The sequence below is a fragment of the Janibacter sp. CFPM2_SD2 genome (assembly GCF_057364645.1).
In genome coordinates this window covers 1-587 of the sequence record NZ_JBNFOF010000407.1, presented here as the reverse complement: position 1 = coordinate 587, position 587 = coordinate 1, and the positions used below count along the sequence as shown (strand labels likewise).

The 587-nt window shown below is 77.5% G+C and carries 1 pseudogene; it reads left to right on the top strand.

Annotation, left to right across the window (positions count from 1 at the left end):
* Window positions 1-587, top strand: a pseudogene (locus tag AC2W7J_RS18670) (ATP-dependent helicase); the annotation flags it as partial.

Genomic DNA, 587 nt, shown 5'->3' with positions numbered 1-587 from the left:
TCACGACCGGGCGCTCGATGCCGTCGTCGCACTCTTCGACGCCGCCGCGGCGCACCAGGACGCGCTGCCGGCCTCGGGCCCTGACGCCTTCCTCGACGCGGTCGCCGGCCAGGCCGTCGCCGCCGATTCCCTCGCCGCCCGCAGCCCCGACGCCGATGCGGTCGCCCTCGTCCACCCCGCAGACGGCGGCCGGCCACGAGTGGCACACGGTCGTCGTCGCGGGGTGCAGGAGGGCGTGTGGCCCGACCTGCGGCTGCGCGGATCCCTCCTGGGCTCCGAGCGCCTCGTCGACGTCGTCACCGGTCGCGACCGCACCGGGGCGGGGGCGGCGACCGCGGTCCGGCACGACGAGACCCGTCTCTTCCACGTCGCGATCACCCGCGCGAGCGAGCGGGTGGTCGTCACCGCCGTGGCCGCCGAGGACGAGCAGCCGTCGGTCTACCTCGACCTCGTCGACCCGCTGCCCGACGACGGCAGCCGACGGGAGCCGACCCAGGTGCCCGCGCCGCTCGACCTCACCGGCCTCGTCGCCGTGCTCCGGCAGCGACTCGCGAGCCCCGACCCGGGCGAGGTGGCCGCGCGGTGGC